Annotated in this window: 13 protein-coding genes; 9 read left to right on the top strand and 4 right to left on the bottom strand. The window is 42.3% G+C overall.

Annotated features, from left to right (window positions below; translation table 11 throughout):
• Positions 1 to 111: 111 nt before the first annotated feature.
• From GTQ34_RS06105 to GTQ34_RS06090, 4 genes are read left to right on the top strand one after another with little or no spacing between them, the layout of a single operon-like run.
• Positions 112 to 1116 (top strand): sugar phosphate isomerase/epimerase family protein, encoded by a 1005-nt coding sequence (locus GTQ34_RS06105; protein ID WP_166522902.1) that lies wholly within the window; start codon positions 112 to 114, stop codon positions 1114 to 1116.
• A 10-nt stretch (positions 1117 to 1126) separates the two neighbouring features.
• A complete protein-coding gene (locus GTQ34_RS06100) occupies positions 1127 to 1570 on the top strand; it encodes a DinB family protein (RefSeq protein WP_166522901.1) in 444 nt (147 codons plus the stop codon).
• 25 nt (positions 1571 to 1595) lie between these two features.
• Positions 1596 to 2822 (top strand): nucleoside permease, encoded by a 1227-nt coding sequence (locus GTQ34_RS06095; RefSeq protein ID WP_166522900.1) that lies wholly within the window; start codon positions 1596 to 1598, stop codon positions 2820 to 2822.
• Between the two features lie 4 nt (positions 2823 to 2826).
• Positions 2827 to 3963 (top strand): Gfo/Idh/MocA family protein, encoded by a 1137-nt coding sequence (locus GTQ34_RS06090; RefSeq protein ID WP_166522899.1) that lies wholly within the window; start codon positions 2827 to 2829, stop codon positions 3961 to 3963.
• 50 nt (positions 3964 to 4013) lie between these two features.
• On the opposite strand, the gene GTQ34_RS06085 is transcribed toward GTQ34_RS06090, so the two are convergent.
• Positions 4014 to 4478, bottom strand: coding sequence for an ASCH domain-containing protein (locus GTQ34_RS06085; protein ID WP_166522898.1), 465 nt, complete (start codon positions 4476 to 4478; stop codon positions 4014 to 4016).
• 156 nt (positions 4479 to 4634) lie between these two features.
• On the opposite strand from GTQ34_RS06085, the gene GTQ34_RS06080 reads away from it, so the two are divergent.
• The 5 genes from GTQ34_RS06080 to nadD all read left to right on the top strand — a co-directional run bounded on the left by GTQ34_RS06080 (position 4635) and on the right by nadD (position 8621).
• A complete protein-coding gene (locus GTQ34_RS06080) occupies positions 4635 to 5687 on the top strand; it encodes a sugar phosphate isomerase/epimerase family protein (RefSeq protein ID WP_166522897.1) in 1053 nt (350 codons plus the stop codon).
• Between the two features lie 47 nt (positions 5688 to 5734).
• A complete protein-coding gene (locus GTQ34_RS06075) occupies positions 5735 to 6493 on the top strand; it encodes a 3-keto-disaccharide hydrolase (RefSeq protein WP_166522896.1) in 759 nt (252 codons plus the stop codon).
• Between the two features lie 85 nt (positions 6494 to 6578).
• Positions 6579 to 7436, top strand: a complete 858-nt coding sequence (locus GTQ34_RS06070) for a YicC/YloC family endoribonuclease (RefSeq protein ID WP_166522895.1) — start codon at positions 6579 to 6581, stop codon at positions 7434 to 7436.
• The gene (gmk, locus tag GTQ34_RS06065) at positions 7433 to 8032 is read left to right on the top strand and encodes a guanylate kinase (protein ID WP_166522894.1); all 600 of its coding nucleotides are present in this window, start codon (positions 7433 to 7435) and stop codon (positions 8030 to 8032) included. The genes GTQ34_RS06070 and gmk overlap by 4 nt, the downstream gene beginning before the upstream one ends.
• Positions 8033 to 8036: 4 nt before the next feature.
• On the top strand, positions 8037 to 8621 hold the full coding sequence (gene nadD, locus GTQ34_RS06060; protein ID WP_166522893.1) for a nicotinate (nicotinamide) nucleotide adenylyltransferase: 585 nt from the start codon (positions 8037 to 8039) through the stop codon (positions 8619 to 8621).
• Between the two features lie 15 nt (positions 8622 to 8636).
• Here the strand turns inward: nadD and GTQ34_RS06055 are convergent, their stop codons facing one another.
• The 3 genes from GTQ34_RS06055 to GTQ34_RS06045 are packed head-to-tail and all read right to left on the bottom strand — an operon-like array spanning position 8637 to position 12790.
• Positions 8637 to 9749, bottom strand: coding sequence for a glycoside hydrolase family 130 protein (locus GTQ34_RS06055; RefSeq protein ID WP_166522892.1), 1113 nt, complete (start codon positions 9747 to 9749; stop codon positions 8637 to 8639).
• Positions 9750 to 9753: 4 nt separating this feature from the next.
• A complete protein-coding gene (locus GTQ34_RS06050; RefSeq protein ID WP_166522891.1) occupies positions 9754 to 10464 on the bottom strand; it encodes a DUF6503 family protein in 711 nt (236 codons plus the stop codon).
• A gap of 31 nt (positions 10465 to 10495) precedes the next feature.
• Positions 10496 to 12790 carry an inorganic phosphate transporter gene (locus tag GTQ34_RS06045; protein WP_166522890.1) on the bottom strand — a complete coding sequence of 765 codons (2295 nt, stop codon included), beginning with the start codon at positions 12788 to 12790 and terminating at the stop codon, positions 10496 to 10498.
• Positions 12791 to 12795 lie beyond the last annotated feature (5 nt).

The raw sequence follows: 12795 nt of genomic DNA, 5'->3' as shown, positions 1-12795 counted from the left end.
TGTATTAATTATTAAATTAATTTTCTACATTTAAACCCTATGTTTATTGCGAATTCACTACTATAACGTTGTAGTTTTTGGATTCACTGCAAATCGCCAAATTAGCATCCTATGAAAAGAAGAAATTTTATTCAGAATGGTTCCAGAGCGGGCATCGCACTTTCACTGTTTGGAATTTATAGCTGTAAGACTGATAACAAAAAAGAAGAGGATGCTTCAAAAACCGAGGATGCAATGGCAGAGCAGACATCTCCTCTGTTTAAACTCTCCTTGGCACAGTGGTCCATTCATAGGATGATATTAGAAGATGGTGTTGACCCCTACCTGTTTGCAGAAAAGGCAAAAGATTGGGGATTTGAAGGGTTAGAGTACGTAAGTTACCTCTATTATTCAGAACTGGAAAAGAGTGATTTTTCTGAAGAGGCCATGCAAGCTTTTGTGGATAGATGTAATGCAGAAAGCAAGAAACATGGACTGGAAAATTTATTGATCATGGTAGATGGTCAAGGCGACTTGGCTGCCGAAGGTGCCGACCAAAGAAAAAAGAACGTTGAGAACCATCACAAATGGGTCGATGCCGCCGCCGCCATGGGCTGCCATTCCATACGCGTTAATTTAAACGGTGTCATGGACCCAGACCTTTGGGTCGATGCCTCTGTGGACGGGTTAAGCATGTTGGCTGCCTATGCCAAGGATAAAAACATCAACATTATCGTGGAGAACCACGGAGGCCCCTCATCCAATGCCAAACTTTTAGTTGAGGTGATGAAAAAAGTTGATATGGACAATTGTGGCACCCTGCCCGATTTTGGTAATTTCTGCATCAAGCGGGAGGATGGGTCTTATTATGAGTCTAAATGTCTGGAGGAGTATGATAAGTATAAAGGCGTTGAGGAATTGATGCCGTATGCCAAAGCAGTAAGTGCAAAATCTTATAATTTTGATGAGGACGGCAACGAAACGGTTATCGATTACCCCAAAATGCTTCAAATTGTGAAAAACGCAGGATACAGTGGTTTCATTGGAGTTGAATATGAAGGGAACGAGCTTAGCGAGAAAGATGGAATAATGGCTACCAAAAAACTATTGCAAACCGCAATGGACACCTTGACTTAAAAAAAACCTTATGAAGGGATTTTTACAACAGCTCTTCGATTATAATTTCTATAGCAACAGAAAACTGATTGAGCAATGCACTTCCATGGAACAAATTCCAGAGCAGAGCATTAAGCTGTTCAGTCATATATTGAATGCGCATCACATTTGGAACCAACGAATGCTTTCAAATCCAATAGAATTTGACATATGGCAAATACATGATTTGGCGAAATGGGGTGACATCCACTATGACAATCAAAGAACATCCTTTGAAATTATAACGAACACTGATGATTTTACGAGAAGAGTGGATTATGAAAACAGCGAAGGTCGGACCTTTTCCAATGAACTAAAAGATATTCTTTACCATATAGTGAACCATTCCACACATCATCGGGGACAGATTTTAATGGACTTTAGAGCCAGTGGACTTGCTCCTGAACCCTTGGACTATATCTTTTACAAACGATAATCAAACTAACCACTAAATTGATACCATGAATTCAACAACAAAGTTTCAACTGTCCCTTATGATGTTCCTAGAGTTCTTTATTTGGGGTGGATGGTTTGTGACTATGGGCATTTATTTACCCAATACACTAAAAACTTCCGCAGGGGAAATTGCTATGGCCTATTCCACCCAGTCATGGGGAGCCATTATCGCTCCATTTATTGTTGGAATGATTGCGGACCGCTACTTCAATGCAGAGCGTATACTTGGAATTTCCCATTTGATAGGTGCAGTTTTAATGTATCAATTAGCCAATGCCGTGGATTTTGGAGCATTCTATCCCTATGTTTTAGGTTACATGATCATTTATATGCCAACCTTGGCTTTGGTAAACTCCGTTGCCTTCAACCAAATGAAGGATCCTTCGAAAGAATTTGCCTTCGTTCGGGTATTCGGCACAATTGGCTGGATAGTGGCAGGGTTGGCCATCAGTTATTTTGGATGGGACAGCGAGGTTGGTGTACAGGAGGGACTGCTAAAAAATACTTTCCTGATGGTCGCCGGTGCATCGGCCCTATTGGGAATCTTTAGCTTTACGCTGCCTAAAACCCCTCCTAAAACTTCTAAAGGAGAAAAGGTATCTATCTCTGACATCTTGGGACTGGAGGCACTTAAGCTACTCAAGAATCGCAATTTCTTGATCTTTTTCATTGCTTCCATTCTCATCTGTATTCCGTTGGCGTTTTATTATCAACATGCAGGACAGTTTCTTGGTGAGATTGGGGTTACCAATCCTGCGGGTAAAATGACCATTGGGCAAATATCTGAGGTGCTTTTTATGTTGTTGTTGCCTTTTTTCTTTAAACGTTTTGGATTTAAAATGACCATTTTGGCCGGGATGCTCGCCTGGACGGTTCGTTACCTACTATTTGCTTATGGTGACGGGGGCGAACTTGCTTTTATGCTGTTGATAGGAATTGCTCTTCATGGAATTTGCTATGACTTCTTTTTTGTTTCCGGTCAAATTTATACCGATTCCAAAGCGGGGGAAAAATACAAAAGCGCGGCGCAAGGATTGATTACTTTGGCCACCTATGGTGTGGGTATGCTGATTGGTTTTTGGGTGGCCGGAAAAATCACAGATTCATACTTGATATCTGAAAATGTGCATGATTGGAAACATATCTGGACTTTCCCTGCTATTTTTGCCGCAGTGGTACTGGTACTTTTTGCAATCCTTTTTAAAAATGAAGAAATAGAATACAAAGAATAGATCTATGCCAAAAAAAATCAGACTTGGAATACTTGGAGGAGGGGGAGATTCCCTGATTGGGGTATTGCACAGAGTGGCATCCTTCATTAACGATAATTATGTAATCACCGGAGGGGTCTTCAATGCAGAATACGATGAAAGCATCAAGTTTGCCCAAGAAATTGACATTCCAACAAATCGTATCTATAATGACTTGGACGCCTTGGTTGAGGCCGAGTTAAAACTTCCAAAGGAAGAGCGCATACAAGTCTGCTCCATATTGACCCCCAATTTTTTACACTTCCCCATGGCTAAGAAGCTTTTGGACAATGGGTTTCACGTCATTTGCGAAAAACCAATGACCACCACATACGAAGAAGCTAAAATTCTTCGAGATACCCTGAAGAAGGCGGGAACGGTCTTTGCCGTAACCCATACCTATACAGGATATCCCATGGTTCGCCAAATGCGCGAAATGATTAAGGAAGGTGTGATTGGAAAAGTCCATAAAGTGGATGCGCAATACTATCAGGGATGGATGAACCCGATAATCCATGACAAGGAAAAACGCTCCACGGTATGGCGGTTAGACCCAAAAAAAGCAGGTATTAGTTCTTGCATGGGCGATATTGGTGTACATGCCTTTAATATGATAGAGTTTACCACCGGATTGCAAGTTGAATCACTGCTGTGCGATTTCAATTACCTATACGATGACAACCAAATGGATATGGATGGAACGGTATTGATTCGAATGGGCAAGCATGTAAAAGGGGTGATTAGGGCCAGTCAGGTGGCCACTGGAGAAGAAAATGGACTGTCTATCGCCATTTACGGTCAAAAAGGGGGGTTGAAATGGGAACAGGAAAATCCTAACTATCTATACAGGTTGAATGACCCGGAACCACTTCAGGTTTACAAACCAGGGCATCAGTACAATTCCAAATTATCTTTGGATGGTACCAAACTACCTCCCGGACATCCCGAAGGCATTTTTGATGCCATGGCAAACATCTACCTAGGGGTTGCACGGGCCATTAGAGGAGAGGAATACAATGATGGAGAATTCCCAACCATGGCCGATGGTGTTCGCGGACTTAATTTCATTGAAAGTACTGTGGCATCGCACAAACAGGGCAATGTTTGGGTAGGATTGGACTAACGCTACCTTGCTATAAATTATGAAGATGATGGTCGCTCAAAGGGCGGCCATTATTTTTGAAAGAGATTTTCAAATTCCTCAAAAACAATAATCATGCTTTCCCTCGGTGTTCTGCCAAATTCGGAAAGCTCACGGGTATAATAGTCCCAATGGGTTTCTTTCCAATGCTGTAGACTTTTATCACCTTCTCCCTCTAATCGGGCATGTTCTTCCCGAACGCTGAAAAAAGGAATCAATCTAACCGATGTGGTCCGGATGACACATTTTGCCTTGCCCGCCCAGTCGGTGACCACGGCAAAATCACCAATTCGGGGCAGTTCCTCGTGTCTGAGTTGGAGCCCTAAAAGAGAATGTGATGTGGCTCTTTTAACATCCTTGCAGACCAAATCAGCACAAATGTTGGCATCCTTTTCATTATCGCAGAAATGAATCACCTTGGGAGCATCTTCGGAGGCGAACTCCAAGTGTTTGTCTAAAAAATCGCCCCAAAGATTGCGGGCAGAAGCATTTTCCATAAGTAGTATTTAAGAAGATTTATGACACACTAATTGTTAACGAATCGCTATATTTATGACTTGCTACGAAGACATAACGGAGCATAGATTTTTCTTAAATATATGGTATAAATCGTAATTATTGACGGATTTACCAACACCTAAAAACCAATTTCAATGAAGACAATAAAGGGACCTGCGGTATTCTTGGCCCAGTTTGTGGATAGTCAACCTCCTTTCAATTCGCTTGACGGACTTTGCAAATGGGCCTCTGACCTGGGATACAAAGGTATTCAAATCCCAACATGGGAGACTTTTCTTATCGATTTGGACAAAGCTGCCGAAAGCCAGGACTATTGCGATGAACTTAAAGGAAAAATAAATTCATACGGATTGGAAATCACCGAGCTATCCACTCATTTGCAGGGGCAGTTGGTTGCGGTCCATCCGGCTTACGATATCATGTTTGATAATTTTGCCCCTGATGTCCTTAAGGGTAAACCGAAAGAAAGGACAAAATGGGCGATTGAAACGGTAAAGAAAGCAGCTACCGCCAGCCGAAGGATGGGAATAAAGGCGCATGCCACATTTTCGGGAGCCTTGCTTTGGCATACCGCCCATCCTTGGCCGCAACGACCAGCAGGATTGGTGGAGATGGGGTTTGACGAACTGGCCAAAAGATGGATGCCCATTCTAAATCACTTTGATGAAGAGGGAGTTGATGTCTGTTACGAAATCCATCCAGGGGAAGACCTGCATGACGGGGATACCTTTGAAAGGTTTTTGGAAGCCACGGGCAACCACCAACGGGTGAATATTCTGTACGACCCGAGTCATTTTGTGCTGCAACAACTGGATTATATTGAGTACATCGACCATTACCACGAGTTCATCAAAGCGTTTCATGTAAAGGATTCCGAATTCAATCCCACTGGTAAAAAGGGAGCCTTTGGAGGATATAATGATTGGGGCGATCGTGCAGGGAGATATCGCTCCTTAGGCGATGGACAAATTGATTTCAAGACCATTTTCTCCAAACTTACACAGTATGGATGTGATGTATGGGCGGTTATGGAATGGGAATGTTGCATTAAAAGTCCGGAACAAGGAGCTAGGGAAGGCGCTATGTTTATTAAAGACCATATTATAGAGGCAACCACAAAAACATTTGACGATTTTGCTGGCGCGGAAATCGATTCCGACCAACTGAAAAGAATATTGGGATTATAAAAATTTGTAGCCCACCGAAACATCGTCATTAAAATCAAAAAAATAGCATGATTAGAGCACAAATTATTTTAATAGCATTGTTTGCATTGACTTTCGGTTTTACGTTCGGCCAGGATAAAGAACCCACCGAACCTGAGGACACCGAGTTATATGAACCGGTACCTCCACAAGTTGTACCTGGCAAGCACGGGGCTGCTCCTAGTGATGCCATTGTTCTTTTTGACGGCACAAATTTGAATGAGTGGATCAGTGTTGCGGACAGTACCGAAGCAAATTGGCACCTCAATGAGGACGGCAGCATGACGGTAAAAGACCAGACCGGAGATATAAGAACCAAAAGGAATTTTGGAAGTGTTCAGTTGCATATAGAATGGAAATCGCCCAAAGAAGTCAAAGGAAAAGGCCAGAGTCGAGCGAATAGCGGTGTCTTTCTTCAGGGCCGGTACGAAGTTCAGGTTTTGGACAATAACGGTAACGATACTTATGTAAACGGCCAGGTGGGGTCAATATACAAGCAGAGCATCCCCTTGGCCATGGCTTCAGTGCCCTCTGGCGAATGGAATACCTACGACATAATATTTCATGCCCCTGAGTTCAGCCGAGGGGGTAATATTGTAAAGCCGGCAACCATGACGGTTCTTCATAATGGGGTATTGATTCAAGATAATTTTGAACTGGAAGGTCCCACAGAATACCGTGGATGGCCCAAATATAAAACCCATGGCAAGGCTCCTATAATACTTCAGGACCATAGGGACAATAGCCGGGTTAGCTATAGGAACATTTGGGTCAGGGAGCTCGATTAGTGATTGTTTTGCCCAATATTGCGCCAACTATATCAAAAGGGCAAATGGCTATTTTGGTTACCTTTGGCAAAATTTATCATTGTTTATGATACAATCCATGACCGGCTTTGGAAAGCACGTGGTTCAGCTGCCTTCCAAAAAGATTACCGTCGAGTTGAAATCGCTCAACAGTAAAAACTTGGACATCAATGCCCGGATGCCGCAATCGTACCGTGAAAAAGAACTGGAATTACGCAAAATGATCGCCGACACTTTGATAAGAGGCAAAGTGGATTTTGGACTGTATGTGGAAATCACTGGCGAAGAAACCACAGCGGAGGTAAATCAAGGGGTGGTGAAAAAATATATGGAGCAATTGTCCCAAATAGCCCAAGGAGATGACCTAAAGTTGCTCGAACTGGCCCTTCGCATGCCCGATACCTTAAAAACCGATAAGGATGACATTGATGCTGCGGAATACGAGGCCATAAAGGCGGCAACGAATCAAGCATTGGAAGAAATCAGCGCCTTCCGCAGTGAAGAAGGCAAGGTTTTGGAAAAGGACTTTGTGCAGCGGATCAAGAATCTAAATATCTTGCTTGAGAAGATCAAGGGATTGGACCCAGAACGCTTGGGTACCATTAGGGAACGATTGGACAAGGCCGTGGCCGACCTAAAAGTTGAGGTGGATGCCAACAGATTTGAACAAGAGTTGACCTATTATCTTGAGAAGTACGATATCACCGAAGAAAAAGTGCGATTGGCCAATCACTTGGATTATTTTGAAACCACCCTCCATTCCGATGATTCCAATGGAAAAAAGCTAGGGTTTATTTCCCAAGAAATAGGAAGGGAAATCAACACGATCGGCTCCAAGGCCAACTATGCTCCGATGCAACAATTAGTGGTACAGATGAAAGATGAATTGGAGAAGATAAAGGAACAAATGCTCAACGTATTATGACGGAAGGAGGAAAACTTATTATTTTTTCGGCACCCTCCGGAAGCGGTAAGACTACAATCGTCAAGTATTTGTTGGAGCAACCCGAACTGAACCTCGCTTTTTCGGTTTCAGCAACATCGCGCCCTCGCAGGGGAAGGGAAAAGCATGGTGTCAATTATTATTTTATGTCCATTTCAGAATTTAAGAAGCATATTAAAAATGATGATTTTTTAGAATGGGAAGAGGTATATCGGGATAATTTTTATGGTACTTTGAAAAGTGAAGTAGCGCGTCTTTGGGCAGAAGGGAAGAATGTAATTTTTGATATCGATGTGGTAGGAGGATTGCGGATAAAGAAGAAATATCCGAAGCAGACACTTGCGGTATTTGTGAAACCACCCAGTGTGGATGAACTAAAAATCAGGTTGAAGAAGCGCAGTACAGAAAGCGACGATAAAATAAATATGCGGGTGGCCAAGGCTTCGGTGGAACTGGCAACTGCACCCCAGTTTGACAAAGTCATTAAAAATTACGACCTGGAAATTGCCTTAAAAGAAGCCCATCAACTAGTTGCAGATTTTGTTGGGGCCTCCACACCTAACCAGGAAGAGGAATAAGAACATGAAAAAGGTTGGGCTGTTTTTCGGAACCTTCAATCCCATACATATTGGTCACTTGGTCATTGCCAATCATATGGTGGAATTTTCAGATTTGGATGAAGTGTGGTTTGTCATCACACCACAAAGCCCCTTCAAAACCAAACAGTCCCTGTTGGATAATCATCATCGGCACCAAATGGTCTATGAAGCGGTGGAGGAATATCCCAAACTAAAACCGAGTACAATCGAGTTTGACCTTCCACAACCCAACTATACGGTGGATACATTGACCCATTTGCATGAACAGTATGGGGAACAATATCAGTTTGCGCTGATCATGGGTGAAGACAATTTAAAAAGTTTCCACAAATGGAAGAACTACAATACCATTTTAGAGCATTATTCGCTCTATGTGTATCCCAGAATTTCCGAAGGAAATATAGACCATGAATTTAAAGGGCATTCAAAAATCACGAAAGTGGACGCCCCCATCATGGAAATATCATCTACTTTTATTCGAAAGCAACACAATAAGGGAAAAAATGTGAGGCCAATGCTGCCAGAAGCTGTGTGGAAGTATATGGATGAGATGAATTTTTATAGGTAGTTTCACAACTTAAGGCTATTGTTTTGCCTTAACAACACCCACCATGCTATCTGCAGTGCCATAATAGAGATGCCAAGCACCTTGAAACAATACCAAACCTTCCAAGAAAGTTGTTCCATCCTTGTATTGTCCGGATTTTTCAAAAGGAAGTTCTGGTTTAATAAACGGCACAGTACAGCGGTCCAACAATTTCCAGGGTTCTTGGGCATCAAAGAGTGCTTGGCCTCCGGTGTAAACCCGATTGCCTAAATCAGCCACGCCTATATTTTGTGAGTTGCCTGCATTATACATGACTACGATACCTTTATCGGTGAGCAGGGGCGGAGGTCCAGCTTCTACCAACCAAGAATCAAAATAGCCAGGTCTTGGGCTCAATACCGAGGCCAAAGTGCCTTCATAGGTTTCTAGAGGTTCCCAGTCTACCAAATTGTCCGAGCTGGCCAACCAAACATGGGGCACTCCGTAATACATCCAATACTTTCCATTTATTTTGGCAGCGACCAATTCCTCATTCTTGAGTTGGGTAACAATGGCCCCAGATTTTGTTTCCTGGTCCATATAGATTCCTTCTCGGTATTTTTGAAATACTGGACCGTGTTTTTTCCAATTGACCAAATCCGTGGAGGTGGCCACGGCCAATCGGGGTATTTTTCGGTTCCATTGGGTATAGGTCAGCACATACAACCCATCTTCGGTTTTTACAATGCGAGGGTCTTCGGTGCCTCCCGGCCATTCATTATGCTTTTGGGCATCTTCACCAGGATAAAATACCGGAGCGGGTCTTTTGGAGTAGTTAATTCCATCTTTGGAGGTGGCCATTCCAATTCTGGAGCGGTGTCCACCAATTTCTTTTTCCCCTAATTTTTCCTCGGCCCTATAAAGCACATATATGGTATTGTCTTTTACGATAGCAGCAGGATTAAAGGTAGCCATGGATTCCCACAGAACTTTTTGGCCCGTGATGGGATCCTCAAAAAAGGAAGCAGTGTCTTTTTGGATTATAGGTTTGGCGTTTTGGACCCTATGAAATGGCCCCATCATCCACTCTTTTTCTTTCCCTTGCCCAAACCCAATAACAACTGAGAGCAAAAGCAAGATACGAACTATGGGTTGGAACAAGGATTTCATCGGGTTATTTTTCTAAGTAATCGGTACCTAAGTGTTTGTTGGTATTATTTAAATACCAGGCCCGCACTTTTGGCATTTTAATGCCATTGATTTTCTCCAACCCTTCCAAAAGGATGTATTCGCCGTCATTTTTTTCCTCTTCATGGTAAAATTGATACACCTCCATGGCGAACGTGTTGGGATCGAAATAAAAATACCAAACGTCTTTGCCTACCTCTTCATCATAATTCACCTTCAAAACCAAATATTCCTTTCCTTTGAATGTTTTGGTTTGCACTACAGAGTCCAGAATGGTCCCGGGATCTCGGAGTTTCATGGGCAACCCATATAGGTAGGTATAGTAGTTTCGCATCATTTTGCCCCGCTCGCAGGTCAATCGTAATTTTTTTCTGTCTTCTTCAGAAATTTCAGTAGACCCATTGAGTTCGGTAATACAGCGGTCACCATTAAAAGTGTAGCTATATGAGGCCCCATCCTTTTCCACACTCAATTTAAAGGTTTGTTCCGGATGATTCATGGAAAGAGTACTTAACCGATCATTGGAATTCGGAGTTTTCATCAACACCTTAAAGGTGCCTTTAAAAGCATTCCATTGTCCATTAGGGTCGTGAAAGGCTATGGCCTTATTCAATAATTCAGAAGAACTTAGTTCTTGTGCTTGTAGTTTAATCCCACTACATGCCAGTACCATTAATGAAAAAACAAGTTTGCGCATGGGAACAAAAGTACATAAAGTTCTAGTTGCTTTACTGCTTTTCTATGCGCGCCGGTTCCACGGTGCTGTCGTGTTCACGATAATATTGTTCCAGTAAATTCATCATGGCGGTCATCAAATCTTTTGTTTCAAGCAATAAGGAGAAGTACAGGATTGTGTTCTTTGGACTTGACTCCTCTGATCTGGTCCTTGCCACTTGTATATCTATTTTTTGCGATACCATATCGTATAGATCTTGTTTTGAATTCAGGATGGCTCCTATCTGTTCAAACGATCTTTCTTCAAAAGCTTTTTGGGTACTATTGAAGATTTCTTCCAGTTTATCGTCAATCTCCTTTAGTTCCTTAACTTGATTATATTTTAGTTTTTTATGGTTATTGTTGACGTGGTTATAGCTCACTTTTCCAATATATTCCAAGGATTGGGACATATCCGTTAAATGGGCCATGGCATTTATGTAAAAATTGCTGGCACCTAGATGGGCTTCTTCCAGATTTTTGATGAAATAAAAAGTATGTTCCCTAAGATCTTCAATCTCCATGGCCAGTTTATTGCCCTGTTTCTTATTTTTCTTTAGAAGGTCAAGGTCTTTTTTGGCCAAACCATTTATGGAATTGGAATAAATCTTGTTGCTTCTTTTTACAACGTTTGCAATGTTAGTAGCGCTTTCTTCAATTACACCTTGCACTGAACTGCTCTCAGCTCTTCTCAGATGGTCTTCGGCCTTAATTTCTTTGGATTTTTTGTTGTAGCTCAAATAGTTTCTTATTAATAACAATACTGCGGCAAACAACAAAATGGCAATGGCCGCACCTTTTCCAAAGCTTATCAGCGCAAGCACTGTTCCCGAGGCTATGAACGCAATTATGGCGGTACTGAACCATCCTGCAATAACATTAAGCACCCCAGCTACTCTATATACTGCACTTTCAGCCCCCCACGCGCGATCGGCCAGCGAGGTTCCCATGGCCACCATAAAAGTGACATAAGTGGTGGACAGTGGCAATTTCATGGAGGTTGCTATGGAAATGAGCACACTGGCCACCATTAAGTTTACTGAGGCCCTAACCATATCGAAGGCAGGCAGTTGTAAGATTTTATCTTTTGAAAGTGTTATTACCGGCTTTTGAAATCTTTTGTCTATGGCATTTTTCCATGAATTGGGAACTATAGAGGTAAACCAAACGGAAACTGCAATTGAGTATCTAACAAGGCCTCTTGACAGGAAGTTTGGCTGGAATCTTTCCTTTGCATCGCCTTCTCTTGAAAGGTTTATCTCTGTGTCCGCTACATAGCGCGCTTTCTTGGATACCCACAATGTCACTACCATTACAATACCTGACAAAAACAGTAAAAGGGTTGGGGTTTCCACCTTTTTGGAAAGTACTTCCATGCTAAATTCTGAAGCAGGCACACCCGAAGCGGCCCAAGCCTCGTAAGACTGCCAGGCAGCAATGGGAACTCCGATAAAGTTGACCAAGTCGTTACCGGCAAAAGCCAGCGCGAGAGCGAACGTACCTACCCCTATAATAAGTTTGTAAATGTTCGTATTGGCAAATTTGATAAGCACGAAAGAAATCAAGGACCAAATGGCAAAATTCATCAGAACAATTCGATATACTTCCGCTTCAAGAAAATCCTTGATTTTCATGCCTCCAATTATATCATAAGTTTGATCGGCAAAAGGAGTGCCCTTAATACCTTTTATGAGGATAAAATAGGTGATGGCCGATAATGCAGCACCTCCAAATATAGCACCGACCCATTTGGGTTTCTTAAGAAAATCATGGGAAAGCAGTACTCTGGACATCCACTGGACAAAGGCACCAACAGTGAACGCGATTACAACAGAGGACAATATGCCGACAATTATACTAATGGCTTTGTCCGTATTGATGTATTTGATAACATCAGTAAAATTCCCGCTTTCCGCACCGATCTTAAGTAATGCCATGGCCACCGCTGCCCCCAGTAAGTTGAAAACAATGGAAACTGTTGTCGATGTGGGCATACCCAAGGTGTTGAAGAAATCCAAAAGAAGGATGTCCGTTATCATCACAGCCATAAAAATGAACATGATTTCATCGAAGTAGAACTCACCGGGGTTAAAAATTCCCTTTCTGGCGACTTCCATAAGACCACTTGAAAAAATTGCGCCAAAAGCAATACCTATACTGGCCACAATCATAATGGTCCTAAAGGAAATTGCCTTGGATCCAATGGCAGAATTTAGGAAATTGACAGCATCATTACTAACACCAACAACCAAGTCGGCAATGGCAAGCACTGCCAAAGCAACCATTATTAAAAGGTAAATATTGTCCATGATTA

The organism is Flagellimonas ochracea (genome assembly GCF_009903685.1).
Lineage (GTDB): Bacteria > Bacteroidota > Bacteroidia > Flavobacteriales > Flavobacteriaceae > Flagellimonas > Flagellimonas ochracea.
The sequence above is the reverse complement of the archived record's forward strand: the minus strand, read 5'-3'. Positions and strand labels throughout refer to the sequence as shown.

Bases quoted from the DNA above. Each gene is read 5' to 3' on its own strand.
- GTQ34_RS06085 (WP_166522898.1), bottom strand. From the start codon at position 4,478: ATGGAAAATGCTTCTGCCCGCAATCTTTGGGGCGATTTTTTAGACAAA.
- GTQ34_RS06090 (WP_166522899.1), top strand. From the start codon at position 2,827: ATGCCAAAAAAAATCAGACTTGGAATACTTGGAGGAGGGGGAGATTCC.
- GTQ34_RS06095 (WP_166522900.1), top strand. From the start codon at position 1,596: ATGAATTCAACAACAAAGTTTCAACTGTCCCTTATGATGTTCCTAGAG.
- GTQ34_RS06050 (WP_166522891.1), bottom strand. From the start codon at position 10,464: ATGCGCAAACTTGTTTTTTCATTAATGGTACTGGCATGTAGTGGGATT.
- GTQ34_RS06055 (WP_166522892.1), bottom strand. From the start codon at position 9,749: ATGAAATCCTTGTTCCAACCCATAGTTCGTATCTTGCTTTTGCTCTCA.
- GTQ34_RS06075 (WP_166522896.1), top strand. From the start codon at position 5,735: ATGATTAGAGCACAAATTATTTTAATAGCATTGTTTGCATTGACTTTC.
- GTQ34_RS06045 (WP_166522890.1), bottom strand. From the start codon at position 12,790: ATGGACAATATTTACCTTTTAATAATGGTTGCTTTGGCAGTGCTTGCC.
- gmk (WP_166522894.1), top strand. From the start codon at position 7,433: ATGACGGAAGGAGGAAAACTTATTATTTTTTCGGCACCCTCCGGAAGC.
- GTQ34_RS06080 (WP_166522897.1), top strand. From the start codon at position 4,635: ATGAAGACAATAAAGGGACCTGCGGTATTCTTGGCCCAGTTTGTGGAT.
- nadD (WP_166522893.1), top strand. From the start codon at position 8,037: ATGAAAAAGGTTGGGCTGTTTTTCGGAACCTTCAATCCCATACATATT.
- GTQ34_RS06070 (WP_166522895.1), top strand. From the start codon at position 6,579: ATGATACAATCCATGACCGGCTTTGGAAAGCACGTGGTTCAGCTGCCT.
- GTQ34_RS06100 (WP_166522901.1), top strand. From the start codon at position 1,127: ATGAAGGGATTTTTACAACAGCTCTTCGATTATAATTTCTATAGCAAC.
- GTQ34_RS06105 (WP_166522902.1), top strand. From the start codon at position 112: ATGAAAAGAAGAAATTTTATTCAGAATGGTTCCAGAGCGGGCATCGCA.